This is a genomic window from Neorickettsia helminthoeca str. Oregon, assembly GCF_000632985.1.
Lineage (GTDB): Bacteria > Pseudomonadota > Alphaproteobacteria > Rickettsiales > Anaplasmataceae > Neorickettsia > Neorickettsia helminthoeca.
The window spans coordinates 730102-755504 of record NZ_CP007481.1 but is presented as its reverse complement, the minus strand read 5'-3'; the positions used below and the strand labels follow the sequence as shown (position 1 = coordinate 755504).

The following is a 25403-nucleotide window of genomic DNA, read 5'->3' as shown; positions in this document are numbered from 1 at the left end:
TTACAGCGAGAGTATCAGAGTGAATTAAAGCATACCTTAGATATGCAGTCCATTTAATTCAGTTATAAAATTTATCGGTATCTGGTTTGCTTCTCCTGGATTTTTGTGCAGAATTGTAAAGTTCTTTGGTGTTTTCGAAAATGAAATACAGACAATCGGAAACCATGAAAGAGTAAACGATGCGTACGCATTAATTCTTCTATAGAGCGCCTTTTCACATCATTCAAATGCCTAAATGAATGCCATAGCTGTTACGGAAAAATATTTACTTATTCTTTTCATTTTATTCTATAGTTCCGGATTTGCTTACGAATTCCATTGGTTCCAGCTCATGGGTGGAAATCGATTATGGTTCCGCCTTGTCGGAGAGAAATTGAGTCATTGTCCGAATATCAGCATAGACGGTGAAGAGCAACAGATGAATGAGTACAGCCAGAGAAGTGATGCTTTTCCTAAAAGCTGTTTTTTTGAGTTAGATCTTAGTCGTTTACCGCACTCCGTTATTTTTGATGGTAAGGAGATCAGTCCAACGATTGATACGAATGCTGTAAAGAGGATCGCTATCATTGGTGATACAGGATGCCGAGTAAAAAGTTTTATCTCACAGGATTGCGAAAAGAACTGGTTCTTCCAGGAGATAGTAGGCCTCGTAGTTGGGCATTCACCGGATATGGTGATACATGTTGGAGACTACATATACAGGGAAAAGGGCTATCAGGATAATTGGGATACTTGGACGGCGGATTTTTTCTTACCGGCTGCTAGATTATTAGATTCCAATATTCCACTACTCTTGGTCAGGGGCAACCATGAAGACTGTCGCCGCAATGGTAATGGGTGGTTTGCTCTTTTGGGTAGAGAAAACAAAGAGTGCCAAGATCATGAGCAGCCATATGCCATTGATATTAATGGAAGGAGACTTGCAGTAATAGATTCAACATACGAGAAAAACTTGCTCACTGATCTTGAGGAAATAAATGCGACAACTGATACGAAAAGAACCTGGATCTTAACTCATAAGCCAATTATATTCAGGAATAAGGCTCATATCCCTGTTGGATATATTGAGTTTGCTAAAAAGCTCAAAAAGGAGATCGAGTTATTCATTTCTGGACACATACATGTTGCACAATTCCTGAAATTCAATGGTAGGGTTCAGCTTATTTCGGGTAATGGAGGTGCGCTGCTTTCTTATGGGATGGCCCCACATTCCAGGGAGTCACAATTGAAATATGGATTTGCAATAATTGATTTCCTCGACGACCGCGTCAAGATTACTAGCTATGATCGCTTTAATAACGAAATGATGTCCATGTATTTGCCCGTGAATAATTAGCGCTACAGTTCCTGGATTGGTACTAGCTTTTTCTCTCATGTGTTTATATTGTTTCTCGCCGTTCACCAGTGAGTGAGTCAAATGGTGGTCTGGAAAGCATTTTTGCGCTTTATCTTCTGGGATCCATTTGCTCTGCGCTCTGATGTATTTCTAGCGCGTTTGTCTTTGTTGCTGACCTTGAGTGCTGGCATCGGATAATCTACTGCTTGGACTACCGCTAGGACCTGGTGCAGAAGAACTGCTTGTACCTTGAATAGGTTGTTCAGGAGTAGTGTCTCCACCTGATATATCTGCCCCTAGATTTTTACATTCATCCTGACAGTTTGGGTCGGTCATTACTAAGGTGTAGGCATCATTCACCCATTGCAATGCGCTATCCGGATTGCAGCCCATTTCTTGACTCAGTAGAGCTAGAGAGAAGCCGAAACACTGAGCTAGCTCTACATCCGACTCCTGACCTCCTGGATCTTTATTAGATGTATCAGGAGAAGGTGTACTAGGAGCCGCAAGGTTAGAGCTACCGCTAGGGCCTGCTGTAGGAGAGCCGCTAGTAGTTTGACCAGATTGTTCAGTAGTAGTGTCTCTACTTGATGTTGATAGGTCAGCAGTACTAGGACCTGGTGCAGAAGAACTGCTTGTACCTTGAATAGGCTGTTCAGCTTTCTTTTTAGCACGTTGTTCACGCTGCCTTTGTATGATCTCGTCACGGTGTGCAGAGTAGTATTTAGCCTTGTATTCACGGAACCTTTCAGGATCTCGAGCTCGGGATTCACGCCGCCTTTGCAGGATCTCGTCACGGTGTGCAGCCCGGTATTTAGCCTTGTATTCACGGAACTTTTCAGGATCTCGAGCTCGGGATTCACGCCGCCTTTGCAGGATCTCGTCACGGTGTGCAGAGTAGTGTTTAGCCTTGTATTCACGGAACCTTTCAGGATCTCGAGCTCGGGATTCACGCTGCTTTTGCATGATCTCGTCACGGTGTGCAGAGTAGTATTTAGCCTGACTGATACGGTTTCTCTCCCTGTTTCTCTCCCTTTGTTCTTCCGGTGTTAGTTTCCGTCTTTTTGGTGCTAGCACTGTGGTACTTCCACTTGATGTTGATAGGTCAGCAGTACTAGGACCTGGTGCAGAAGAACTGCTTGTACCTTGAATAGGCTGTTCAGCTTTCTTTTTAGCACGTTGTTCACGCAGCCTTTGTATGATCTCGTCGTGGTGCGCAGAGTAGTATTTAGCCCTGTATTCACGGAACTTTTCAGGATCTCGAGCTCGGGATTCACGCTGCCTTTGCATGATCTCGTCATGGTGTGCAGCCCGGTATTTAGCCTGACTTATACGGTTTCTCTCCCTTTTTTCTTCCGGTGTTAGTTTCCGTCTTTTTGGTGCTAGCACTGTGGTACTTCCACTTGATGTTGATAGGTCAGCAGTACTAGGACCTGGTGCAGAAGAACTGCTTGTACCTTGAATAGGCTGTTCAGCTTTCTTTTTAGCACGTTGTTCACGCTGCCTTTGTATGATCTCGTCACGGTGTGCAGAGTAGTATTTAGCCTGACTTATACGGTTTCTCTCCCTTTTTTCTTCCGGTGTTAGTTTCCGTCTTTTTGGTGCTAGCACTGTGGTACTTCCACTTGATGTTGATAGGTCAGCAGTACTAGGACCTGGTGCAGAAGAACTGCTTGTACCTTGAATAGGCTGTTCAGCTTTCTTTTTAGCACGTTGTTCACGCTGCCTTTGTATGATCTCGTCACGGTGTGCAGAGTAGTATTTAGCCTGACTTATACGGTTTCTCTCCCTTTGTTCTTCCGGTGTTAGTTTCCGTCTTTTTGGTGCTAGCACTGTGCTACTTCCACTTGATGTACTCTGTTCTTCGTAACTGGAAGTGGCAGGTGAAGGTGTGCTGGGAGCAGTACGCTTCTTAGAGTCATTTTTAGTTGGAGTGGTTTCTTTTGGGGTCTGCATTTTTTCTCAGAATTTACTGCTAATTAATAACATACTAACCACAATTTAGTAAAGATTTTAATATTATTACTGCTTCTTATTCTCTTGAACGGAGTCTATGATGATTTTTTATCTTAGACATCAGTTTTGTTATGCAAACAATCTCCTGGTGCGCAGCGCTGGTGTCTCAGTTTCAGGATCTCCTTAACCTTTTAGATATCCAGTGTGTTCTGATGTATTTCTAGCGCGTTTGTCTTTGTTGCTGACCTTGAGTGCTGGCATCGGATAATCTACTGCTTGGACTACCGCTAGGACCTGGTGCAGAAGAACTGCTTGTACCTTGAATAGGCTGTTCAGCTTGATCTACAGCTCTCTGTGCCATGAGTTTCTTCCAATGTGTAAGCGCAGTGCTAGGTGCTTCTCCAGGTGCTAGCACTGTGGTACTTCCACTTGATGTTGATAGGTCAGCAGTACTAGGACCTGGTGCAGAAGAACTGCTTGTACCTTGAATAGGCTGTTCAGCTTTCTTTTTAGCACGTTGTTCACGCTGCCTTTGCAGGATCTCGTCGTGGTGTGCAGCCCGGTATTTAGCTTCGTATTCACGGAACCTTTTAGGATCTCGAGCTCGGGATTCACGCTGCTTTTGTATGATCTCGTCGTGGTGTGCAGAGTAGTATTTAGCCCCGTATCCACGGAACTTTTCAGGATCTCGAGCTCGGGATTCACGCCGCCTTTGCAGGATCTCGTCACGGTGTGCAGAGTAGTATTTAGCGCTGCATTTACGGTTTCTCTCCCTTTGTTCTTCCGGTGTTAGTTTCCGTCTTTTTGGTGCTAGCACTGTGCTACTTCCACTTGATGTTGATAGGTCAGCAGTACTAGGACCTGGTGCAGAAGAACTGCTTGTACCTTGAATAGGCTGTTCAGCTTTCTTTTTAGCACGTTGTTCACGCTGCCTTTGTATGATCTCGTCACGGTGTGCAGAGTAGTATTTAGTCCTGTATCCACGGAACCTTTCAGGATCTCGAGCTCGGGATTCACGCTGCCTTTGTATGATCTCGTCACGGTGTGCAGCCCGGTATTTAACCTTGTATTCACGGAACTTTTCAGGATCTCGAGCTCGGGATTCACGCCGCCTTTGCAGGATCTCGTCACGGTGTGCAGAGTAGTGTTTAGCCTTGTATTCACGGAACTTTTCAGGATCTCGAGCTCGGGATTCACGCTGCCTTTGCATGATCTCGTCACGGTGTGCAGAGTAGTATTTAGCCTGACTTATACGGTTTCTCTCCCTTTTTTCTTCCGGTGTTAGTTTCCGTCTTTTTGGTGCTAGCACTGTGCTACTTCCACTTGATGTACTCTGTTCTTCGTAACTGGAAGTGGCAGGTGAAGGTGTGCTGGGAGCAGTACGCTTCTTAGAGTCATTTTTAGTTGGAGTGGTTTCTTTTGGGGTCTGCATTTTTTCTCAGAATTTACTGCTAATTAATAACATACTAACCACAATTTAGTAAAGATTTTAATATTATTACTGCTTCTTATTCTCTTGAACGGAGTCTATGATGATTTTATCTGCGTAGATTGCAAGATAATCTGCTTTATGCTAACTTCTTCGGTGGATGGGTGGCCGAGCGGTTTAAGGCAGCAGTCTTGAAAACTGCCGTGCGTTCAAGCGTACCGTGGGTTCGAATCCCACCCCATCCGGTCTTGCTGTGAAATTCTATAAAACTGAATAAAGTAGACATCAGTTTTGTTATGCAAACAATCTCCTGGTGCGCAGCGCTGGTGTCTCAGTTTCAGGATCTCCTTAACCTTTTAGATATCCAGTGTGTTCTGATGTATTTCTAGCGCGTTTGTCTTTGTTGCTGACCTTGAGTGCTGGCATCGGATAATCTACTGCTTGGACTACCGCTAGGACCTGGTGCAGAAGAACTGCTTGTACCTTGAATAGGCTGTTCAGCTTTCTTTTTAGCACGTTGTTCACGCAGCCTTTGTATGATCTCGTCGTGGTGCGCAGAGTAGTATTTAGCCCTGTATTCACGGAACTTTTCAGGATCTCGAGCTCGGGATTCACGCTGCCTTTGCATGATCTCGTCATGGTGTGCAGCCCGGTATTTAGCCTGACTTATACGGTTTCTCTCCCTTTGTTCTTCCGGTGTTAGTTTCCGTCTTTTTGGTGCTAGCACTGTGGTACTTCCACTTGATGTTGATAGGTCAGCAGTACTAGGACCTGGTGCAGAAGAACTGCTTGTACCTTGAATAGGCTGTTCAGCTTTCTTTTTAGCACGTTGTTCACGCTGCCTTTGTATGATCTCGTCACGGTGTGCAGCCCGGTATTTAGCTTCATATTCACGGAACTTTTCAGGATCTCGAGCTCGGGATTCACGCTGCCTTTGTATGATCTCGTCACGGTGTGCAGCCCGGTATTTAGCCCCGTATTCACAGAACTTTTCAGGATCTCGAGCTCGGGATTCACGCTGCCTTTGTATGATCTCGTCACGGTGTGCAGCCCGGTATTTAGCCTCGTATTCACGGAACCTTTTAGGATCTCGAGCTCGGGATTCACGCTGCCTTTGCATGATCTCGTCACGGTGTGCAGCCCGGTATTTAGCCCCGTATTCACAGAACCTTTCAGGATCTCGAGCTCGGGATTCACGCCGCCTTTGCAGGATCTCGTCACGGTGTGCAGAGTAGTATTTAGCGCTGCATTTACGGTTTCTCTCCCTGTTTCTCTCCCTTTTTTCTTCCGGTGTTAGTTTCCGTCTTTTTGGTGCTAGCACTGTGGTACTTCTACTTGATGTTGATAGGTCAGCAGTACTAGGACCTGGTGCAGAAGAACTGCTTGTACCTTGAATAGGCTGTTCAGCTTGATCTACAGCTCTCTGTGCCATGAGTTTCTTCCAATGTGTAAGCGCAGTGCTAGGTGCTTCTCCAGGTGCTAGCACTGTGCTACTTCCACTTGATGTACTCTGTTCTTCGTAACTGGAAGTGGCAGGTGAAGGTGTGCTGGGAGCAGTACGCTTCTTAGAGTCATTTTTAGTTGGAGTGGTTTCTTTTGGGGTCTGCATTTTTTCTCAGAATTTACTGCTAATTAATAACATACTAACCACAATTTAGTAAAGATTTTAATATTATTACTGCTTCTTATTCTCTTGAACGGAGTCTATGATGATTTTTTATCTTAGACATCAGTTTTGTTATGCAAACAATCTCCTGGTGCGCAGCGCTGGTGTCTCAGTTTCAGGATCTCCTTAACCTTTTAGAGAATACTAAAAGTCTAATTTGACTATTCTTTCGTAGTCTATCGCATTCTGCATACACGCAGCGACTACAGTGTTTAGCATGAGAAATGCTATCGTCATTGGACCGACACCCTTAGGGACTGGAGTAATAAAACCAGCCTTCCCGGAGACTTCTTGAAAATCTACATCTCCTACGACTTCGGCATCGACTTTGTTGATGCCCACATCTATCACGGTTGCTCCGGACTTTATAAAATTTCCTTTTACAAAACGTGGTATTCCAACAGCTGCTACTACAATATCCGCGTGCATAGTTTTTTCCTGGATATCCTTCGTCTTGGAGTGCGTGATGGTAACTGTACAGTCCTCATGTAAAAGCAGAGTCGCCATCGGCTTCCCAACAATATTGGATCTTCCTATCACTACCGCATCTAATCCCTTCAGATCGTTGCCTAGCACCGTTTTAATCAAGTAAATAGATGCCGTTGGTGTGCAAGGCTTTAATGGTGCATCCTTACCTAGTACAAGCTTACCTATGTTCTGTGGATGAAATCCATCCACATCCTTATCTGGTCTAATTGAAGGGATCACTTTGTTTGCATCTATGTGCTTCGGTATGGGAAGCTGGAGCAGTATGCCATTGACTTTTTCATCATCATTTAATTGATGTATCAGCGCAACTAATTCGGATTCGCTCGTATCTTCTGGCAGAGCAATCGTTTTGGCATCTATACCTACTGATTCTGCCTTTTTCTGTTTATTCCGGACATATATTTGGCTTGCAGGATTATTTCCAACAATTATGACTCTAAGGCGTGGGACAAGGTCAAAATCAGCCTTAAGAGTGGAGATCCCTTCCTCTATTAGAGAGCATATTTCCGCTGCAATACCTGCTCCATCAATGATGCGTGTCATGCCTATTCAACATTTTGATCAATGCGACTTCCCATTTATCGCCATTTTCGAGGAGTTTTTTCTTGTTATAGATCAAATCCTCACGATTTTCCCTAGCAAACTCGAAATTAGGTCCCTCCACTATTGCATCCACTGGACAGGCTTCCTGGCAGAGGCCGCAATATATGCATTTAGTCATATCTATATCGTACCTAGTAGCGCGCCTGCTCCCATCTGATTCTCTTGGTGCAGCCTCAATGGTGATCGCCTGGGCTGGACATATAGCCTCACATAACTTGCATGCTATGCATCGTTCCTCGCCACTTTTGTAGCGCCGAAGGGCATGCTCACCCCTAAAACGAAGACTTATAGGTCCTTTTTCATGGGGATACCTTATCGTGACTTTTTTAGCAAAAAAGTATTTAAGTACTGTCTTGAAGCCAACAAAAAAGTATACCAACTGTGAACGTTTAAGGAATTCGAGCATGGCCTAGTAATCGATGGTCCCAATATAGCACATCAACCGAATGGGTGAAAGATTCACATCATCAGTCTTCCGCCTGATAGGAAGTAAGGGCTACGCAGTAGATAGAGGTGGAAATGCTAGGAAATGAAAATAGATTCTCACAAATATAGCGCATGCGCTATACTGAAGGTTGCTTAGATGCAATTCAGTGAAGTTGTGATCTATGCTGTGAATGAAAAGGATGAACAAGCTTCCACCTGAAGGTATTGTCGTCAAGATTATCATTAGGCCCAAATTCGTTTCTTGAATGTAGATCCTGTATAGCTCATTTCATCAATGTGTCGCGGGCTTTGTTCAGCTGCTGGGTGAAATAGTGTGAGCCACCTTTATCAGGATGTACCTTTTGTACCAACGCATGATACGCCTTATTAATCTCTGTCTTAGTTGCATCCACTGAGACACCTAATATCTCCCTTGCCTGCGCTTTGGACATCCTTGATGTCGTAGAAGAGCCTTGTGAGTCCTTCTGCTGGAAATTATACAAGTTCTCAAAGTTGAAGTTACCCTTCTCCATCATTTCATAGACTGCGTCATATATTTGAGAGAAGTTCTTAGAAAATCTAAGCTTCTTGCGATATATGAGCGCAAGCACTATCACCAGAAGTACTGGTAGAATAATAATCAGTGATAAAATCAGCAGTATTATGTAGAGCATCCGCGGACATTGAAACTAGGAGATATTGTATATTATAATTCCCCCGTAGTTAAGAAGTAATTGCTCCACAGTATTCCAGTGATGTTTATCCAAACCGAGTCAACACCGAATCCAAACTCCTTAAAGTTCTTTCCCGGAAGACAGGTGCTCGAGAATGGAGTAATTGACATTGCTTCAGAGGAGGAAGCATCGAGGTGCAGAATAGCAGAAATGCTCTGGGAAGTACAGGGTGTCTCTGGAGTGATGCTAGGGGAAGATTTTATTTCCATAAATAAAAATGTAGACGCAGATTGGGAAATACTAAAGCCACAGATCTTCAGTGTGATTGTTGAGTACTTCACTACAGATAGCACAGCTGTACAGGTCGACGAGGCGGAAGAAGATATCGAATGTACTGATGCGGCATCTAAACGAATAAAGGAGATCATAGATACAAAAGTAAGACCCGCCGTTATGGAGGACGGAGGCAACATAGTGTTCAGGGGGTATAAAGATGGGATAGTCTATTTAAAACTCCAGGGTGCATGCGCTGGTTGTCCGAGTTCTGCCGTGACTCTCAAAGATGGCATAGAAAATATGCTTCAATACTACGTCCCGGAAGTGAAAGAGGTTCAGCAAGTATAACATCTCCTGCAGGAGGGGATTCGCACAGGTTCTTCAACACAAGAATGATCTTCTAGAGGCAAAATCGGGAGGGTTTCACCGGCTTAGGAATAGACTTGTGCTTTAATATTCGATACTCTTTCACCTGACAGTGAAGCAAAGACTTATAAGAAAAAATCCATTGTAAGAAATTGTTCGTTGAAGATGTATGAAAGTAATCTTAGGTAGTAGAAGCGGAGAACTTGGTCAAAAGGTAGCTACGCTACTTGGTGCGAGTAGGATTGCTGCCGAGATAAATAGATTCCCAGACGGAGAGAGCAATGTGATCGTAAATGATCCTGAACTACTTCCTGGAGATAAAGTCCTTGTTATAGAGAGCCTCTGTAATGATGGGGATATAATAGAATTTCTGCTCATCGTGGATGCTCTTAACAGAAGAGGTATACGAGATATAGTATTAGTAGCTCCTTATTTTGCTTATACACGTGCCGATAGAATAGTGTCCTCTGGTTCAGCTATTGGTGCGAAAGTGATAGCGGATCTTGTAGGACAGAGGATCTCTTTGGTGGTGACGCTTGATGTACACTTTTCACAATTCGAGGGATTTTTTAATATCCCCGTTCGTAATGTTCTTCCCAACGAGATATTAGAGCGGAGCATATCTATCCATTCTGATGTTGTAATCGTGGCCCCGGATCTAGGTGCCGTAAAAAGGGCGAAATCCCTTGCTGAAGGGTTAGGCTTGAGTCTAGTTATAATGAACAAATACAGATCTAGCCCTGGAGTATCGGAGATCACAGATATCATCGGTGAAGTTGAGGGAAGGGAGTGCGTCATTGTTGATGATATAGTGTGTGGTGGCGGTACGCTCTGTAATGCTGCTGAAAAGCTTAATGAATTGGGAGCGAAATCTGTTTTGGCCTTTGTTACACACGGTGTGCTTTCCGGGAAGGCTCAGCAGCGTATTATGGGCTCTTGTATCGATGAGATAATTATTACTGACAGCATACCCGTGCGGAAAAATGAAGGCAAAATCAGGATTGCTAGCGCCGCTGAGTTAATTGCAAAAGAGATCCGTTCTATTTACTAAGATGTCGATACAAAAGGTACTAATAGCCAATCGCGGTGAGATTGCATCCAGGATAATCAGGACATTGCGTAAACTGGGGAAAAAAAGTGTTGCTGTCTATTCGGACCTGGATGTAGGTGCGGAGTATGTACGTCATGCTGATGAGGCAGTACACATAGGTGGATCGACTGCGAAAGACAGCTATAACAATATGGAAGCGCTTCTTTCTGCGATTACCAAGACCGGCGCTGATGCTGTACATCCAGGTTACGGCTTTTTGTCAGAAAATCCTGAGTTCGCACTGTGTCTGGAAAAACATAATATCATCTTTATTGGTCCGAGCTCAGACTGCATCTCGAAGATGAGCAATAAAGTGATGGCAAAGAAAATTGCCAAGGAAGCTTCCGTTAATCTCATTCCAGGATATGTAGGTGAAGTATCTGATTATACTCATGCCCTTTCCATAGCCAAGGAAATTGGTTTTCCGGTGTTGATTAAGGCATCAGCTGGAGGTGGTGGTAAAGGGATGCGGCTGGTCCATAGAGAGGAAGAGCTCAGAGATGCAATGAATCTTGCATGTTCGGAGGCGCTGAGCTTCTTCAAGGACCAGAGAGTCTTTATTGAAAAATACATAAAAAATCCTAGGCATATAGAGATACAGATCCTCGCAGATAAACAGGGCAATATTATCTGTCTGGGGGAGCGGGAGTGTTCAATACAAAGACGTCACCAGAAAATCATAGAGGAAGCTCCTAGTATTGCTCTGCATAGGGCATTGAGAAAGGAAATGTATAACCAGTCCATCAGATTGGCGAAGTCAGTGAATTATACATCTGCAGGAACGGTCGAATATATCCTGGATCAGGAGAATAATTTCTATTTTATGGAAATGAATACCAGGATTCAGGTTGAGCATCCTGTCACTGAAATGATCACTGGTATTGACATAGTCGAGGAGATGATTCGGATCGCTGAGGGTGATGCGTTATCAAAGAAGACAAGTATTACCAAGTTCAATGGCTGGTCCTTCGAGGCCCGTGTCTACGCTGAGGATCCCATGAACAATTTTATGCCGACCAGTGGATTCGTAGCTAAAATGGATTCTCCTACAAATGCAAGGGTCGAAAGTAGTATATGTGCTGGTTCGGATGTGGGAATGTTCTACGATCCCATGGTGGCCAAAATCATCGTGCACGCTAAGAGCCGGGCTGATGCAATAAATGAAATGTGTGAAGCGCTCCGCAGAACTTGTATAGTTGGTTTGAAGAATAATCTAGTTTTTCTGGAATCGGTGTTTCGGCATGAGGATTTTATCAGTGGTAATGTAGATACGCATTTCGTCGAAAATCAGTATCAGCATCTTTCATGGAGTGACTGTCTGGATCATGATGCAACAATAAAATCCATGGCGGTTGCCCTGTACATTGCTCGAAGAATCTGGGGTTGCTCAATGGGAGAGGAGCAGGATTTTGTTATAAGACTCGGGAAGCACGTGTATGAAGTCAGAGTAACGTACAATTCCGGTGAGTTGAATTTTATGTTCGCTGGTGTAAGCTACCTGGTTGAGTGGCAACAAGATGTAAGGGAAGGACTGTTCCTTGCCGAACTCAATAAGGAAGCGTTCATCGTAAGGATCATTAATACTGATAAATTCCAGAAGCGAGTGGAATATAAAGGTTTCAGTATTTTGTGTGCTGCGTTCCCTGCTACCGTCTATGCGAAGTATTCATTGGCCCAGGATAACGCTGTTGATGTACTCCAATCGGAGCAAGTGAGTGCAACAATGACCGGAATGATTGCAAACGTATATGTTGCAGCTGGTGACATTGTTAAACAAGGAGATCCACTATGTGTCATAGAAGCAATGAAGATGCAGAATACTATCACATCTGAGAGAGGTGGGACGGTAGAAAAAGTGTATGTAGAAAAGGGGCAGAATATCAGTGAAGGTGATCCATTGCTGAAATTCTCCAAAGTTTAAGTTGTCGAAATATATTTCAGTTGGATCTATTATGGACTTTTATACTGAACAGAAGAGGCTCGTTGTTTATTTTTGTGGCTTCTTTAGTGGTGTTGGTTGTGAGGTAATGTGAAAAAGCGTAAGAGATTATTGCTGTTGAATCTGTGTGTAAAGGCAGTTGCTACTTTCTTTCTTGGTTTTGCCTCCAATATACCAGTGGTCCTTGTGGTGCCTACTCTAAACACTTGGTTAGCGAAAGCTGGCGTGAATTATTCAAGTATTGGTGTGTTCTCACTGATCACCATACCATATATTATAAAGTTCCTTTTTGCACCATTCTTTGACAAATATACAGTTCCACTGCTGGGAACGCGTTTTGGACAAAAAAGAGGATGGATATTCCTACTACAGCCATTTGTGGTGCTGTCCATCATCGGATTGGCAAATACTAACCCCATAGATCGTATATATCTGATGGGAATATTTGCAATGGCTGTTGCTCTCTTTTCATCATTCCAGGATATCATTATAGACAGCTATCGCATTTCGATGCTGAGGCCAAAGGAACAACTTATAGGATCTTCAAGCGTCTTGCTAGGTGGGAGATTTGCCTATTTGATAAGTGGTGCAGTCGCACTTTTCGTTGTTGATTACTTATGCGATGTAAAGGGCTTATGCAACAATTCCATTAATTGGAAAATAGTTTATATCTTCTCTGGATTTTTAAGTTTCAGTGCGAGCATCGTAGTATTCTTCATGGGTGAACCGAATCCTAGGAAGTCAGAAGCAAACAATCTTACGCATGAACATGAATTATCATTCCCCTTACATATGATCACTGTCCCATTGCAGGAAATCCTTTGGAGTAAAAATGGTCTCTGGGTTGTTGTTCTAGTGATAATATATCGTTCATGTGATTCACTTATAGCAACGATGATTTCGCCATTTCTTGTGGATACTGGGTTCTCGCTTACGGAGATTGCTATTGTTGCTAAGACATTTGGTCTGTTTTCGCTTGTGCTTGGAGGTTTTATAGGGGCAAGGATTGTTTATAAGAGCGGTATCATGATGGGACTCATAGTCGGTGGCGTTGTACAGATGGTTTCCAATGTGATGTTCGTGGTTCAGGCTAAGGTTGGCTACAATCTGCCGCTTTTATACATAACCATCGCAACAGAAAATATTTGTGGGAGTATTGCTACTACCGCTATACTCGGGTATATTTCGGAGATTGCTAGTAGGGCACGCTTCTCTGGGACAGTGTATGCTGTTTTTAGTTCTATTTCCCTGATAGATCGCGCTATCTTGCCGATAATTGCCGGGACGATCGCAGATAAGTTCGGGTGGGTGATACTTTTCAATGTAAGTGTTGTTATTGGGATTCCGGCATTAGCATTAGTGTTCTTCCTTAGGAAGTACTCGCAGGAAAAAATATGAGGCTCTAACAGGTCCATTTTATTACCTGTTTTCACTGATTCCTAATTCTTCTCATGGCAGGTGAAGTAAATTGCGCAAGGAGCCACGATTTTTATGAGCAGAGCCATCATAATATTTTTGCTACTGGAATTGTTTTCATTCGCACATGCGGAAACACATTATGCTAGCATCAGAGTAAAACAATCAAATATTAGGTGCGGACCTGGTAAAATATATCCTATTAAGTTCAGTTATCATCTTCCGAATATTCCGGTTGAAATATTGGATTCCTTTGAAGATTGGACGTATGTCCGCGATATAGAAGGTGATACTGGTTGGATAAATTCATCTTTTATCAGTAAGAGAAATTATGCTGTTACTAGCACTGTCACTGTGGGGTATGAAGAAAGATTCATGGGAAAGCCTAAGCCGAAGGTCACAATAGAACCAGGAGTCTTTCTTTTGGTAAAAAAGTGCAATGGAGACCTGTGTAGGGTTGTGGTAAAAAAAGAGAGATTGCTTGTTTCGAAGCGTGACCTCATGTGGGTCAATGAGAGCTGAGTCATGCACTTTCTCGGAGTATAGGTTCTCTATATAGGCTAAGTAGCTCCTCTACTTTCGAGAATGTATTGTTGTTCACGTTTATCAGTTTGCTATCTGTGACTCTTCCAGCTTCCCTGATTGCCTTATCAGCGAAAATTTCCTTGAATACTTGTGCATTTTCGGGTGCAATCGTGACAATGATTTCACGAGATCTTGCAAAATTATCCACATTTTCGTCAATTGAGAGCTCAGCACCGTAGTTATTTGCAATGACCATCTTCGCTATTGCTGTGAGTCTGCCACCTTGGTTTACTGAGATCGCTGAAGCAACTAGTCTATTTCTAAGGGCAACACAGTAGTTATCGAAGACTTTAAGGGCTTCCTGTACTTTCACATTCACATCGATTATGTATATCAGATCGCCTGGATATTTTGCATCAAGCGAAACTATATTCTCATAGCTTTCAATGATTCCAATTGCAGTGATTAGCAATGCAGGAGCGTTACTAATGCTGATTTTTTCACCTGATGCATCATAGCCATTGAAATCATTGAACATACTATCTTTCCCTGAGATGAACGGTGTACTAAAAGCAATGGAGAAGTCATGACAGGCACGTCCGGACTCCTTTAATAACCATAATTTTTCGGGATTGTTCGAGTCAGACCAGCAAAAGTTATCCAGCAATGCGATTTTTCCTGGATTGGCGCCGATTGTCACAAGATTCCTAATGGCCTGCTCAATCGAATTATATGTTTCCATATATGGGTTGCCCCTGATAATCGCCAGGTCCTGAGACTGTCCAAGACACTTAGCAGAATGATATAGCGGCTTGATAGCGGTAGCATCACTGAAAATCTTGTTGAGTCCCTGTAGTGGCTTCAGCACAGATGTCCCTTGTACTTCGTGGTCGTACTGATTTGCAATGAATTCCTTGCTGCGGATATTTTTATCAGACAGCGCTTCTTCCAGTGAAGTGAAGGTTTTATTGCCAGCATTTATGGTAGGTTTTTTTGTTCTCAAGTGGAGGCTAGGATTACCATCGTGTAGGAAATCCAGAGCGATATCAAAGATTTTCTCCCCATTCTTAGTGATGATTCCTCTACCGGAGTTATTGAACTCACCAATAACTGATGACTCTACACCATGTTTCTGCATGACGTCCTGGAAGACCTTTAAGTTTTCCTTTGGCACAGCAAATGTCATTCTTTCTTGGGATTCGGAGATCCATATTTCCCAAGGAGACAGTCCATTAGCTTTGAGTGAGACCTTCTCCAATGCGACTGTGAAACCCCTCCTACCCATTTCCCCGACAGAGGAGGATAGACCTCCAGCGCCATTATCAGTGATTGCGTTGTAGAGCCCTAGATCTCTTGCTTCTCTTATTATCGCATCGGAAAGTTTTTTCTGTGTCAATGGATCGCCTAACTGTACTTCGGTACCCTTCACGTTGGATTCTGTAATCGCAGAGGAGGAAAAGGTTGCCCCATGGATACCATCGCGACCGGTTCTACCGCCCGCGATCACTATAAGGTCACCATCTGATGGTTCTTTTACCCATGATGGCTTCCCAGAAATTTTTGCTGGTATGATTCCAGTGCATCCAACAAAGACAAGTGGCTTAGCCCGAAATGCATCACTAAAATACAGTGCTCCCTGTGGGGTTGGTATACCTGAACAATTTCCTCCAGTGTTAACACCCTGTATTATCCCTCTCAATATAGAAAGGGAATCTAGTTTTGCTTCTGTCTTATGAGAATCACGATAAAGATTGACCTCCTCAGTATCAGGGTCATCTATGCAAAACGTGTAATAGTTTGCGATCGGTTTTGCACCAAGTCCGAATCCTAAGATATCTCTATTGACACCTAATATACCAGTCATCGCGCCACCAAATGGCTCGAGTGCAGAGGGACTATTATGTGTCTCAACTTTGACGCACACCAGATGTTCATCATCGAACCAGATTGCCCCAGCATTGTCAGTAAATGTTGATACGCAAATATGTCCGGTATTATTTTTTATGATCTGTTCCGTCGCTTTCCTGATATATCCGCGGAATACACCCTCCGATAAATCATCCATCGGATAGGACATGATGTTGTGTTTGCAATGTTCCGACCAGGTTTGTGCTATTGCCTCAAGTTCTATATCGTGTATGTAGTTCCTTCTTTCTTCAGATTGGAAATGTTTAGCAATAGCTCCAAGCTGAATCTTACTCAGATTAAGTGCATTCTTGACATTGACTTCTTCCAGTGCAGCTAAATTCAGTTTTTCTACATTACCTTCCCATACTTCATGGACGCGGTCTGAGGTACTCTCATCAAAGCTGATTGTCCTTTTACATACACTTTCTAATCTAAGTTCCTCCACCATCGGGTTATACAGCAAATTCAAATCCGGTAATCTCCCTGTTCCTATCATTAATAGACTTGTTTCTACCACTAGGTTCACTGTTGAAAGATTTACGCCTCTCTGTCCAAGTAAGGTTGCGATGATCTCTGATATTACTTCGGCTAAGGAGTTCTTTACGCCGGCAATAAGATTCTTTTCTAGTGCCCAGTGGTTCGTTTTATAGCGATTCTGAGAATCCCAAACGAGTCTCCTTCCTTTGTAACTCCTGACCTGATTATTTTCGAATACTTTTACTGTATCAGTGCTCGGATTGTAGATAAGATACCTGGATTCCTCCGAGACCCGGTTGGTCAGCGCAGATGTAATGTCTGATATGTGTTTCTCCAGCTCAATATCTCCGTATATTTTGTATAGATCAACGATCTTGGTAACGTTGATGATCCCATTTTTTTTTAATGTTGTGACCCTGGGATCCAGATTAGATTTAGAGATTTCTATTAGTGCTTGCATTTTTCGTGGAAACTTTAGTGACCAAGGGGCTGGTTGCTGAGATCATATTTCATTAAATCGTTTTATGAGGTCGAGGTCAACGTAATAAAAATGATTAATATCCAATGCGTTCTTGTGCGTCCTTCTTTATTGAGGGTCGGTGATTTCCTATTTCTATAGCAGATGTGTTAGAGATAGGCCGTTCTTGATACTTCATTGGATGAGGTGGAGGTAGTCCAACTTTAGTTGATAGAATGGTAGGATTGATTCGCGGATAGTACATGTCAAATGAAAATCATTGCAGTCAACAAGAAAGCCAGATTTGACTACTCATTAGCTGATGAGTTCGAAGCAGGAATAGTGTTGTTGGGTACGGAGGTAAAATCATTGAAGTATCAATCTGCTTCATTAAATGAGGCCTTTGTCGCATTCAGGAAGGGAGAGTTATGGCTTAATAATATGCATGTCCCTCATTACAAACCTGCTAGTAGATTCAATCATGTACCTACCAGGTCTAGGAAATTGCTAGTCCATAAGAGGCAACTGAACAAAATTAGCGGTATTATAAAGATGAAGGGTCTGACCCTGGTTGTCCTTTCGATCTATGTGAATGACAAGGGTCTGATCAAGTTAAAGTTTGCAACTGCGAGAGGAAAGAAAAAGTATGACAAGCGTCAGGACATAAAAGATCGGGATTGGGAAAGGAAGAAAGCTAGGCAAGACTTTAGTTAGCTAGATTGGTGATAGGCTTCTATGTTGATGTTTCTCGGTTATGTCTCTGCTGATTCAATGCGGAATAGAAAACCAACCCAGGGAAGTACGGACTTGTTCGATAATGTTGGTTGCACATTGGGGAACCCTCTGATGTTAATCATTGATTAAGGCTTTCTCTATCGTAACCACGATGAGAATATGCTACTCTGGTCCGGTGTGCACTTGTAGCTCAGTGGATAGAGCGTTGCTCTCCGGAAGCAAAGGTCATAGGTTCGACTCCTATCAAGTGCGCTTCTATTGGGGCTTTATTGATCCTCAAAGGCACGCTGTGATGTATACAGCATATCGGTTGCTTCTATGCGACTCGGATCATTAACAATGTGATGGACTCAGTGCCGACTTTACACCAGTGCCGAACTGTTCTTTTTCGATTCCATTCTACTTTTACTATTAAACGGGAATCTTAGCGCTGAAGTCCGATTTTAATCGTTAGTAGTGAAGTAATTCCCTATGGAGTTCCCTTTTAATTTATGAAAGACCTCCTCTGTTTCTCCGTATTCTATTACTCTACCCTTTTCTATGTACACGACCATATCCGAGATACTACGTGCTTGTTTCATTGAATGTGTGACAATGATGATTGTGAATTTCTTTTTAAGCTCTATTATTAGACTCTCTATAGATTTTGTTGCCTTTGGATCCAAAGCTGAACATGGTTCATCCATCAACAGTATTGTGGGTTTGACAGCAATTGCGCGTGCTATACATAATCTCTGCTGTTGACCACCGGAGAGTTCCATAGCGTTCTGATGAAGATTATCATGCACCTCATCCCAGAGTCCACTCCTGACTAGACTCTTTTGAACGATCTCATCTAATTGTCCTCGCTTGTTTGTCATTTCCTGCAATCGAGGTCCATAGGCTACATTATCGTATATGGATTTAGGAAAAGGATTTGGTTTTTGGAATACCATACCGACTCTTGTGCGAAGCAATACTACATCTACTTCGGGTGCACAGATATTGTGATTGTCTATGATTATCTCTCCAGTGACTTTACAGTCATCGACGAAATCATTCATCCTATTGAAACAACGTAATAACGTACTCTTCCCACACCCAGATGAGCCTATAAGAGAGGTCACAGATTTCGAATAGATATCTAGATTCACATCCTTGAGAACCTGCTTTGCCCTATAGAAGACATTTAAGTTCCTTATCGAAGCCTTAATTTTCTTATCAGAAAGCATAGTTAAGTACGTCTTTCATCGAATATAGTCCGGACGGAGCAGTCGCGAGAAATCGTGCAGCTTTCATTGCTCCAAGAGCAAAAGCACCTCTGTTTTCTGCTGTGTGTATTATTTCCAATGTTTCACCATCGCCTACAAAGATGATCGAATGCTTTCCATGCACCTCACCGATTCTTATTCCGTGCGTCTGTATTTTCCCCCCGGATTGTGCTTTTCTAGGATGTCTTGCATTAGTGTTGCCGTACCTGATAAAGGATCCCTTTTATGCTTATGGTGCATCTCTGATATGTAAGTTTCGAACTTGCTCAAGTGAGAAAGATTCGACTCTATGAATCCTATCATCAGATTGCTTCCGATACTCATGTTTGGTGCCCAGAGTACTGCTGTTTTTGTTGATAACTCATTGAGTTTTTCGAAGTTATTATGCGCAGTAGTTCCACTTACAAGCGGTCTAGGATTACTGTTAAGCCCATCGAGTAATGCAGACATCAGTTGAGGTGTGGAGAAATCGATGATTACACTCGACTTTCTTATAAAATCATCTAAATCGTCCGAAGAGTTCCTTCCATAACTAGCAGCTAAACAAGCGCCAGGATCTTCCTCTATTAGCTTTAGGATAGCCTTTCCCATGCGTCCAGATGCTGCAATTACTCCGAGGTTTAATATATGCATCACTTACTTCATTGAGTGGTAATCACTTTTATAGTAGATCAATGGCGGGGCTTTTGAAATATGAGGTTTGCATTCTCTTACTAGTGCAACGATGATCTTATGGTCACCGCCTTCATATCTGTATTGAGTAGTGCAGTATATACACCACGTAGCTTTCTTTAGTTCCAGGTTGTCATCGAACTCTTCTTCCCAAGCAGAGAAGTCGTTTTTCGAGAATAGCACTGAAGTTTCAGCAGACGTCTCATCCAGAATATTGATTACGAAGTCATTGCTCTTGAAGAAGGGTTGAAATCGATTAGCAGTTTTACTGAGACAGTATAACGCAAGCGGTGGATCCAACGAAACAGGGCAGAATGAGCTTATTGTCATACCATACCTCTTACCCTCGAACCTGGTAGTGACTACTGCGACCCCAGTGGGAAAGTGGCTCATGCATTTCTTGAAAAGTTTAGAACCGATCATACTCTACCTAACAGGATGATGCAAAATATGAATAAACCTACCATTTTCATACTGTTGAAAGCATTCCAACATGATTGTGGATCATCCAAATCCAGCGACTCTGTGAATTTCTCTTCCATGAAGAATAATCCAGCAAGGCAGCAGTAGTATAGGAGGTTAAGACTCGGTAAAACCCCTGCAAATGCAAGAAAAGAAAGAGCAATTCGACTATATTTCTTCAGCCAGGTTTTCGAGCCAAATCCTGTCAGAGATATTGAATGTAATCCTAGTTCCTTATCTCCAAGTTTGTCTTGATGCGCATATATAGTGTCATAGTAGAGTGTCCAGAAAAAGCATGCAATGTAGACAAAAAATGCTGTGCCATGTATCGCTCCAGAAACAGCAATGGAAGCAAAAAGCGCTCCAGTATTGAATACTGCTGCAAGAACAATCTGAGGATAGTAAAAATACCTCTTCGCAAATGGATAAATAGCAGTTCCTAGCATGGTCGCTACACCTAGGATTATGGCTTCTGCACCAAGGAGGAACGTCAGTGAAAAGCCAATCAATAAGAATATTCCTAACAATGGGAGCGTCTCTGTAATGCGTATACTCCCGGAGGCAATTGGCCTAGCAGATGTCCTGGCGATTTTTGCATCAAATTTATGATCGGCAATGTCATTTATGATGCAACCCGCAGATCTGATCACAAATGCGCCGAGTAAGAAAAAAGGTATCCATAAAGCTGCAAGAAGATCAGCTCCAAGTAACGCAATCACGAAAAGTGCTGGAAAAAAGGTTAACCACATTCCCCCCAGATTGTGAAAACGTATCAAAGATGCGTAATTTTTAATATTCATTTTCCCATCACAGAGCTATGAGGAAATTGTAAGTGCTGGCATTTTTCTTGCAATAGTAAGGAAAGGGAAAATAATGGAATTTCAGAAAATCTTAGTACGGAAGCAAATTATAGCTAATCTTGGACTTCAGTGAATTCAAAGCGTCAGATATACAGCTTCGTATCGTGGAGATTGTAACGGAATCCATCTTTCAGAAATGAAATTTCGTAAAATTGAACTGTTGACATTATTTTTCTTTAAATGTAACCTGAGATCATGCTTTCGGGTGGACCAGTTGGTTCTGCTTACCCGATTGGTTCTGCTCACGCTGCTGGCGTGGCTCGTTGTTTGAAAAGTGAAAAATAGGTCTCAAAAAAAACAGAAATATGATAAGTAGGTTTTGTTCTGTACATAACCTAAAATGTATACTGTAAAAAACTAAGAGTGTCTGATGGATGCCTTGGTGCCAAGAGGCGAAGAAGGACGTGTTAGGCTGCGATAAGCCGCGGGTAGTTGCCAGAAAACGTTTATCCGTGGATCTCCGAATGGGGAAACCCGACTAGCTATGCTAGTCATTGCATGCTGAATACATAGGTATGCAAAGCGAACCCAGCGAACTGAAATATCTAAGTAGCTGGAGGAAAAGAAATCAACCGAGATTCCGCTAGTAGTGACGAGCGAACGCGGACCAGGCCAGTGGTCTGAGTCAAGAAAACTAGAATGCTCTGGAAAGGGCAGCGAAACAGGGTGATAGCCCCGTACAGGTAATGCTTGCTCAGATCCTCGAGTAGGGCGGGACACGAGAAATCCTGTCTGAATATGGGGGGACCACCCTCCAAGCCTAAATACTACTTGGCGACCGATAGTGAACTAGTACCGTGAGGGAAAGGTGAAAAGAACCCCTGTTAGGGGAGTGAAATAGACCCTGAAATCGGACACTTACAAACAGTCGGAGCCTGATTTATGCGACCGCCTTCGGGTGATCGCATATCTGCGGGTGACGGCGTACCTTTTGTATAATGGGTCAGCGACTTAATTTATTGAGCGAGCTTAAGCCGTATCAGGTGTAGGCGCAGCGAAAGCGAGTCTTAATAGGGCGATTAGTTCAATGGATTAGACCCGAAACCAGGTGATCTAGCCATGGCCAGACTGAAGGTGCGGTAAAACGTACTGGAGGGTCGAACCCACTGATGTTGCAATATCAGGGGATGAGCTGTGGTTAGGGGTGAAAGGCCAATCAAACCTGGAAATAGCTGGTTCTCCGCGAAATCTATTTAGGTAGAGCGTCGCATAAAATATGTCACCGGGGGTAGAGCACTTGATGGGTTAGGGGGAGTAAAATCTTACTGAGCTCAGCTAAACTCCGAATACCGGTGATAGTTCTGCGGCAGACACACTACGGGTGCTAAGATCCGTGGTGAAGAGGAAAACAGTCCAGACCGCCATTTAAGGTCCCCAAATTGTAACTAAGTGTGGAAGGATGTGGGAAGGCCAAGACAGCTAGGAGGTGGGCTTAGAAGCAGCCATCCTTTAAAGAAAGCGTAACAGCTCACTAGTCTAAACAAGCTTTCCTGCGCCGAAGATGTAACGGGGCTAAAGTTACATACCGAAGATGCGGATTGCTGCGAAGAATATTCGCAGCAGTGGTAGCGGAGCGTTCCATAAGCCGTCGAAGGTTGACCGTGAGGTCAGCTGGAGGTATTGGAAGTGCAAATGCTGACATGAGTAGCGTAAGAAGTGTGAAAAACACTTCCACCGAAAACTTAAGGTTTCCTGCTTCAAGTTAATCTGAGCAGGGTTAGTCGGTCCCTAAGACGAGTCCGAAAGGGGTAGTCGATGGAAACAAGGTTAATATTCCTTGACCTGTGAGTAGTGACGGGTTGTTATGGTTGTACTCTCTTATTGGATTGAGAGTGCTGCTTATATGGCTCCAAGAAATAGCTCTCACATATAGGCCGTACCGCAAACCGACACAGGTGAGTGGGTAGAGTATACTTAGGTGATTGAGATAATGATGTTGAAGGAACTCGGCAAATTGCATCCGTAACTTCGGGAGAAGGATGACCTCGTTTTGGGCAACCATTATGAGGTGGCACAAGCCAGGGGGTAGCGACTGTTTACTAAAAACACAGGACTCTGCAAACACGCAAGTGGAAGTATAGGGTCTGACGCCTGCCCGGTGCCGGAAGGTTAATAGGAGAGGTGCATAGCTTCGAATTGAAGCCCCGGTGAACGGCGGCCGTAACACTGACGGTCCTAAGGTAGCGAAATTCCTTGTCGGGTAAGTTCCGACCTGCACGAATGGCGTAACGACTTCCCCGCTGTCTCCAACATCAACTCAGCGAAATTGAACTCCCCGTGAAGATGCGGGGTACCTGCGGTCAGACGAAGAGACCCCGTGCACCTTTACTACAGCTTTACATTGGTATTAATAATGGGATGTGCAGGATAGTTGGGAGATTATGAGATCGGGGCGCTAGCCCTGGTGGAGTCGTCCTTGAGATACCAACCTTCCTCTTGTTGATATCTAACTTTGTGCTATTACCTAGCATGAGGACAGTGTATGGTGGGTAGTTTGACTGGGGCGGTCGCCTCCTAAAGAGTAACGGAGGCGTGCAAAGGTAGGCTCAGGCTGGTTGGAAATCAGCCGTCGAGTATAATAGCATAAGCCTGCCTGACTGCAAGGCCGACAAGCCGAGCAGAGACGAAAGTCGGTTATAGTGATCCGGTGATTCCGCGTGGAAGGGTCATCGCTCAACGGATAAAAGGTACGCCGGGGATAACAGGGTAATAGCGTCCAAGAGTCCATATCGACGACGCTGTTTGCCACCTCGATGTCGACTCATCACATCCTGGGGCTGTAGAAGGTCCCAAGGGTTCGGCTGTTCGCCGATTAAAGTGGTACGTGAGTTGGGTTTAGAACGTCGTGAGACAGTTCGGTTTCTATCTGCCGTGGGTGTTGGAAATTTGAGAGGAGCTAACTCTAGTACGAGAGGACCGAGTTGGACATACCAATTGTGTACCAGTTGTCCCGCCAGGGGCACCGCTGGGTAGCTACGTATGGAAGGAATAACTGCTGAAAGCATCTAAGCGGGAAGTCCACCTCAAAACTAAATTTCCCTATTAGGGCCGTGGGAGACCACCACGTTGATAGGCTGGGTGTGTAAGCGCGGTGACGCGTTGAGCTTACCAGTACTAATAGCCTGATTGATTTATAGTGTGCGTTTTAGATATTTATGTACAGGACTGAATCTACTTTATGATTTTTTGGATCTAGTGACCATGGTGGGAGTGACACACTCGAATCCGTTCCGAACTCGAAAGTGAAACCTCCTTACGCCGATGGTACTGTTTGTGCGGGAGAGTAGGTAGTTGCTAGGTCCATGAGATCATAAAGGAGCCGTTTGGCTGGTTCCTTGTTTTATTTTTAGTCTTTGACTATGTCTTCGTGTGCTGCCTCAGATCTCATTTCGATGTACGAGAAGATGCTCTTTATACGTCGTTTTGAGGAGAGGGCCGGGCAGCTTTATGGCATGGGAGAGGTGGGCGGTTTTTGTCATCTCTACATAGGTCAGGAAGCCGTTGCTGTTGGTGTTGAATACTGTTTAACTGAGGAAGATTCGGTTATCACCAGTTATAGAGATCATGGCGTTATGATCGCTAGGGGTTCACCTCCTGAGGTCATAATGTCGGAGCTTCTAGGTAGGGCTTCTGGATGCTCGGGTGGCAAGGGTGGCTCCATGCACGTCTTTGATGTGAATAGAAATTTTTTTGGTGGTCATGGCATAGTTGGTGCCCAGGTTTCTCTTGGTACAGGGATGGCTCTTGCTTGTAAGTATAGAGGCTCTGATTCGGTCAGTGTGGTTTACTTTGGCGATGGTGCGGCTAACCAGGGACAGGTTTATGAGTCGTTTAACATGGCTGTTCTTTGGAATTTGCCGGTTCTGTATGCTATAGAGAATAACATGTATTCTATGGGCAGTGCTGTCGGTGATGTCTCCGCTACTGCTCTGCTTTCGTGTAGAGGTCGGTCCTTTGATATCCCTGGTTACTCTGTAGATGGCATGGATCTAATGGAAGTGGTCCGCGTGACGAAAGATGCGCTTGCTCATATAAGAAGTGGATGTGGGCCGGCTATTGTGGAGTATAATACTTATCGTTTTAGGGGTCATTCTATGTCTGATCCTGCCACTTATCGCTCCAAGGATGAGGTTGCTGCTTATAAGAAGCGTGATCCTATTGAAGCTTTGGAGAAGCAGCTTTTGGATTCTGGGAATATCGCTCCCGCTGCCATTGCTGAGATTCGTGAAAATGTGAAGCGTCGTGTTGCCGAATGCGTCACTTATGCACAGTCTTCCGCTTTTCCTGATTCTGCGTCAGTTTTTACTAACGTCTATTGCCTCTAGGTGGACGACTTTTCTTGCATCTTGCTTTATATCGTAATTAGTGTATAGGTAGTATTTACTACTTAA

Annotated in this window: 18 protein-coding genes, 2 tRNA genes, 2 rRNA genes and 1 pseudogene; 12 read left to right on the top strand and 11 right to left on the bottom strand. The window is 43.7% G+C overall.

Annotation, left to right across the window (positions count from 1 at the left end; all coding sequences use genetic code 11):
• The first annotated feature begins 235 nt into the window (after nt 1-235).
• Nucleotides 236-1336, top strand: coding sequence for a metallophosphoesterase family protein (locus NHE_RS03530; protein ID WP_051579658.1), 1101 nt, complete (start codon nt 236-238; stop codon nt 1334-1336).
• Between the two features lie 150 nt (nt 1337-1486).
• On the opposite strand, the gene NHE_RS03525 is transcribed toward NHE_RS03530, so the two are convergent.
• Nucleotides 1487-3292: a hypothetical protein gene (locus NHE_RS03525; protein ID WP_038560051.1), complete on the bottom strand. Its 1806-nt coding sequence runs from the start codon at nt 3290-3292 to the stop codon at nt 1487-1489.
• Nucleotides 3293-3512: 220 nt separating this feature from the next.
• Nucleotides 3513-4724 carry a hypothetical protein gene (locus tag NHE_RS03520; RefSeq protein ID WP_038560048.1) on the bottom strand — a complete coding sequence of 404 codons (1212 nt, stop codon included), beginning with the start codon at nt 4722-4724 and terminating at the stop codon, nt 3513-3515.
• Nucleotides 4725-4879: 155 nt separating this feature from the next.
• Here NHE_RS03520 and NHE_RS03515 point away from each other — a divergent pair.
• Nucleotides 4880-4966 (top strand) — tRNA-Ser (locus NHE_RS03515).
• 140 nt (nt 4967-5106) lie between these two features.
• On the opposite strand, the gene NHE_RS03510 is transcribed toward NHE_RS03515, so the two are convergent.
• The 4 genes from NHE_RS03510 to NHE_RS04320 all read right to left on the bottom strand — a co-directional run bounded on the left by NHE_RS03510 (nt 5107) and on the right by NHE_RS04320 (nt 8579).
• A complete protein-coding gene (locus NHE_RS03510) occupies nt 5107-6330 on the bottom strand; it encodes a hypothetical protein (RefSeq protein ID WP_038560046.1) in 1224 nt (407 codons plus the stop codon).
• Nucleotides 6331-6531: 201 nt separating this feature from the next.
• Nucleotides 6532-7419, bottom strand: coding sequence for a bifunctional 5,10-methylenetetrahydrofolate dehydrogenase/5,10-methenyltetrahydrofolate cyclohydrolase (locus tag NHE_RS03505; protein WP_038560043.1), 888 nt, complete (start codon nt 7417-7419; stop codon nt 6532-6534).
• On the bottom strand, nt 7403-7885 hold the full coding sequence (gene nuoI, locus NHE_RS03500; RefSeq protein WP_038560041.1) for an NADH-quinone oxidoreductase subunit NuoI: 483 nt from the start codon (nt 7883-7885) through the stop codon (nt 7403-7405). The genes NHE_RS03505 and nuoI overlap by 17 nt, the downstream gene beginning before the upstream one ends.
• 304 nt (nt 7886-8189) lie before the next feature.
• On the bottom strand, nt 8190-8579 hold the full coding sequence (locus NHE_RS04320; RefSeq protein WP_084473307.1) for a J domain-containing protein: 390 nt from the start codon (nt 8577-8579) through the stop codon (nt 8190-8192).
• Between the two features lie 81 nt (nt 8580-8660).
• On the opposite strand from NHE_RS04320, the gene NHE_RS03490 reads away from it, so the two are divergent.
• The 5 genes from NHE_RS03490 to NHE_RS04220 all read left to right on the top strand — a co-directional run bounded on the left by NHE_RS03490 (nt 8661) and on the right by NHE_RS04220 (nt 14188).
• Nucleotides 8661-9203, top strand: coding sequence for a NifU family protein (locus NHE_RS03490; RefSeq protein WP_038560038.1), 543 nt, complete (start codon nt 8661-8663; stop codon nt 9201-9203).
• 187 nt (nt 9204-9390) lie between these two features.
• The gene (locus NHE_RS03485; protein ID WP_038560036.1) at nt 9391-10272 is read left to right on the top strand and encodes a ribose-phosphate diphosphokinase; all 882 of its coding nucleotides are present in this window, start codon (nt 9391-9393) and stop codon (nt 10270-10272) included.
• A gap of 1 nt (nt 10273) precedes the next feature.
• Nucleotides 10274-12232 (top strand): acetyl/propionyl/methylcrotonyl-CoA carboxylase subunit alpha, encoded by a 1959-nt coding sequence (locus NHE_RS03480; protein ID WP_038560033.1) that lies wholly within the window; start codon nt 10274-10276, stop codon nt 12230-12232.
• A 108-nt stretch (nt 12233-12340) separates the two neighbouring features.
• Nucleotides 12341-13648, top strand: a complete 1308-nt coding sequence (locus tag NHE_RS03475) for an MFS transporter (RefSeq protein ID WP_232214974.1) — start codon at nt 12341-12343, stop codon at nt 13646-13648.
• Between the two features lie 93 nt (nt 13649-13741).
• Nucleotides 13742-14188 carry an SH3 domain-containing protein gene (locus tag NHE_RS04220; protein WP_051579656.1) on the top strand — a complete coding sequence of 149 codons (447 nt, stop codon included), beginning with the start codon at nt 13742-13744 and terminating at the stop codon, nt 14186-14188.
• 1 nt (nt 14189) lies between these two features.
• Here the strand turns inward: NHE_RS04220 and NHE_RS03465 are convergent, their stop codons facing one another.
• A complete protein-coding gene (locus NHE_RS03465) occupies nt 14190-17036 on the bottom strand; it encodes an AIR synthase-related protein (protein ID WP_038560031.1) in 2847 nt (948 codons plus the stop codon).
• Between the two features lie 267 nt (nt 17037-17303).
• On the opposite strand from NHE_RS03465, the gene smpB reads away from it, so the two are divergent.
• Together smpB and NHE_RS03455 are read left to right on the top strand one after the other, a co-directional pair.
• The gene (gene smpB, locus NHE_RS03460; protein WP_038560028.1) at nt 17304-17747 is read left to right on the top strand and encodes an SsrA-binding protein SmpB; all 444 of its coding nucleotides are present in this window, start codon (nt 17304-17306) and stop codon (nt 17745-17747) included.
• Nucleotides 17748-17947: 200 nt separating this feature from the next.
• Nucleotides 17948-18020: transfer RNA gene (locus tag NHE_RS03455), tRNA-Arg, on the top strand.
• Between the two features lie 191 nt (nt 18021-18211).
• Here NHE_RS03455 and pstB read toward each other — a convergent pair.
• From pstB to NHE_RS03435, 4 genes and pseudogenes are all read right to left on the bottom strand, one after another.
• The gene (gene pstB, locus NHE_RS03450) at nt 18212-18979 is read right to left on the bottom strand and encodes a phosphate ABC transporter ATP-binding protein PstB (protein WP_038560026.1); all 768 of its coding nucleotides are present in this window, start codon (nt 18977-18979) and stop codon (nt 18212-18214) included.
• Nucleotides 18969-19651 (bottom strand): annotated as a pseudogene (locus NHE_RS03445) (4-hydroxy-tetrahydrodipicolinate reductase). The gene pstB and the pseudogene NHE_RS03445 overlap by 11 nt, the downstream one beginning before the upstream one ends.
• A 3-nt stretch (nt 19652-19654) precedes the next feature.
• Entirely contained in the window at nt 19655-20113 is a 459-nt protein-coding gene (locus NHE_RS03440; protein WP_038560021.1) for a flavin reductase family protein, read from the bottom strand.
• A complete protein-coding gene (locus tag NHE_RS03435) occupies nt 20110-20952 on the bottom strand; it encodes a 4-hydroxybenzoate octaprenyltransferase (protein ID WP_038560018.1) in 843 nt (280 codons plus the stop codon). Before NHE_RS03435 ends, NHE_RS03440 begins: the two co-directional genes overlap by 4 nt.
• A 407-nt stretch (nt 20953-21359) precedes the next feature.
• On the opposite strand from NHE_RS03435, the gene NHE_RS03430 reads away from it, so the two are divergent.
• From NHE_RS03430 to pdhA, 3 genes are all read left to right on the top strand, one after another.
• A 23S ribosomal RNA gene (locus NHE_RS03430) occupies nt 21360-24151 on the top strand.
• Nucleotides 24152-24203: 52 nt separating this feature from the next.
• Nucleotides 24204-24312 (top strand): 5S ribosomal RNA (gene rrf / locus NHE_RS03425).
• 59 nt (nt 24313-24371) lie between these two features.
• Nucleotides 24372-25337, top strand: coding sequence for a pyruvate dehydrogenase (acetyl-transferring) E1 component subunit alpha (pdhA, locus tag NHE_RS03420; protein WP_038560015.1), 966 nt, complete (start codon nt 24372-24374; stop codon nt 25335-25337).
• Nucleotides 25338-25403 lie beyond the last annotated feature (66 nt).

What these genes read in the sequence shown, in the direction of transcription:
- NHE_RS03530 (WP_051579658.1), top strand. Translation starts at nt 236, where the DNA reads ATGAATGCCATAGCTGTTACGGAAAAATATTTACTTATTCTTTTCATT.
- NHE_RS03525 (WP_038560051.1), bottom strand. Translation starts at nt 3,292, where the DNA reads ATGCAGACCCCAAAAGAAACCACTCCAACTAAAAATGACTCTAAGAAG.
- NHE_RS03520 (WP_038560048.1), bottom strand. Translation starts at nt 4,724, where the DNA reads ATGCAGACCCCAAAAGAAACCACTCCAACTAAAAATGACTCTAAGAAG.
- NHE_RS03510 (WP_038560046.1), bottom strand. Translation starts at nt 6,330, where the DNA reads ATGCAGACCCCAAAAGAAACCACTCCAACTAAAAATGACTCTAAGAAG.
- NHE_RS03505 (WP_038560043.1), bottom strand. Translation starts at nt 7,419, where the DNA reads ATGACACGCATCATTGATGGAGCAGGTATTGCAGCGGAAATATGCTCT.
- nuoI (WP_038560041.1), bottom strand. Translation starts at nt 7,885, where the DNA reads ATGCTCGAATTCCTTAAACGTTCACAGTTGGTATACTTTTTTGTTGGC.
- NHE_RS04320 (WP_084473307.1), bottom strand. Translation starts at nt 8,579, where the DNA reads ATGCTCTACATAATACTGCTGATTTTATCACTGATTATTATTCTACCA.
- NHE_RS03490 (WP_038560038.1), top strand. Translation starts at nt 8,661, where the DNA reads ATGTTTATCCAAACCGAGTCAACACCGAATCCAAACTCCTTAAAGTTC.
- NHE_RS03485 (WP_038560036.1), top strand. Translation starts at nt 9,391, where the DNA reads ATGAAAGTAATCTTAGGTAGTAGAAGCGGAGAACTTGGTCAAAAGGTA.
- NHE_RS03480 (WP_038560033.1), top strand. Translation starts at nt 10,274, where the DNA reads ATGTCGATACAAAAGGTACTAATAGCCAATCGCGGTGAGATTGCATCC.
- NHE_RS04220 (WP_051579656.1), top strand. Translation starts at nt 13,742, where the DNA reads ATGAGCAGAGCCATCATAATATTTTTGCTACTGGAATTGTTTTCATTC.
- NHE_RS03465 (WP_038560031.1), bottom strand. Translation starts at nt 17,036, where the DNA reads ATGCAAGCACTAATAGAAATCTCTAAATCTAATCTGGATCCCAGGGTC.
- smpB (WP_038560028.1), top strand. Translation starts at nt 17,304, where the DNA reads ATGAAAATCATTGCAGTCAACAAGAAAGCCAGATTTGACTACTCATTA.
- pstB (WP_038560026.1), bottom strand. Translation starts at nt 18,979, where the DNA reads ATGCTTTCTGATAAGAAAATTAAGGCTTCGATAAGGAACTTAAATGTC.
- NHE_RS03440 (WP_038560021.1), bottom strand. Translation starts at nt 20,113, where the DNA reads ATGATCGGTTCTAAACTTTTCAAGAAATGCATGAGCCACTTTCCCACT.
- NHE_RS03435 (WP_038560018.1), bottom strand. Translation starts at nt 20,952, where the DNA reads ATGAATATTAAAAATTACGCATCTTTGATACGTTTTCACAATCTGGGG.
- pdhA (WP_038560015.1), top strand. Translation starts at nt 24,372, where the DNA reads ATGTCTTCGTGTGCTGCCTCAGATCTCATTTCGATGTACGAGAAGATG.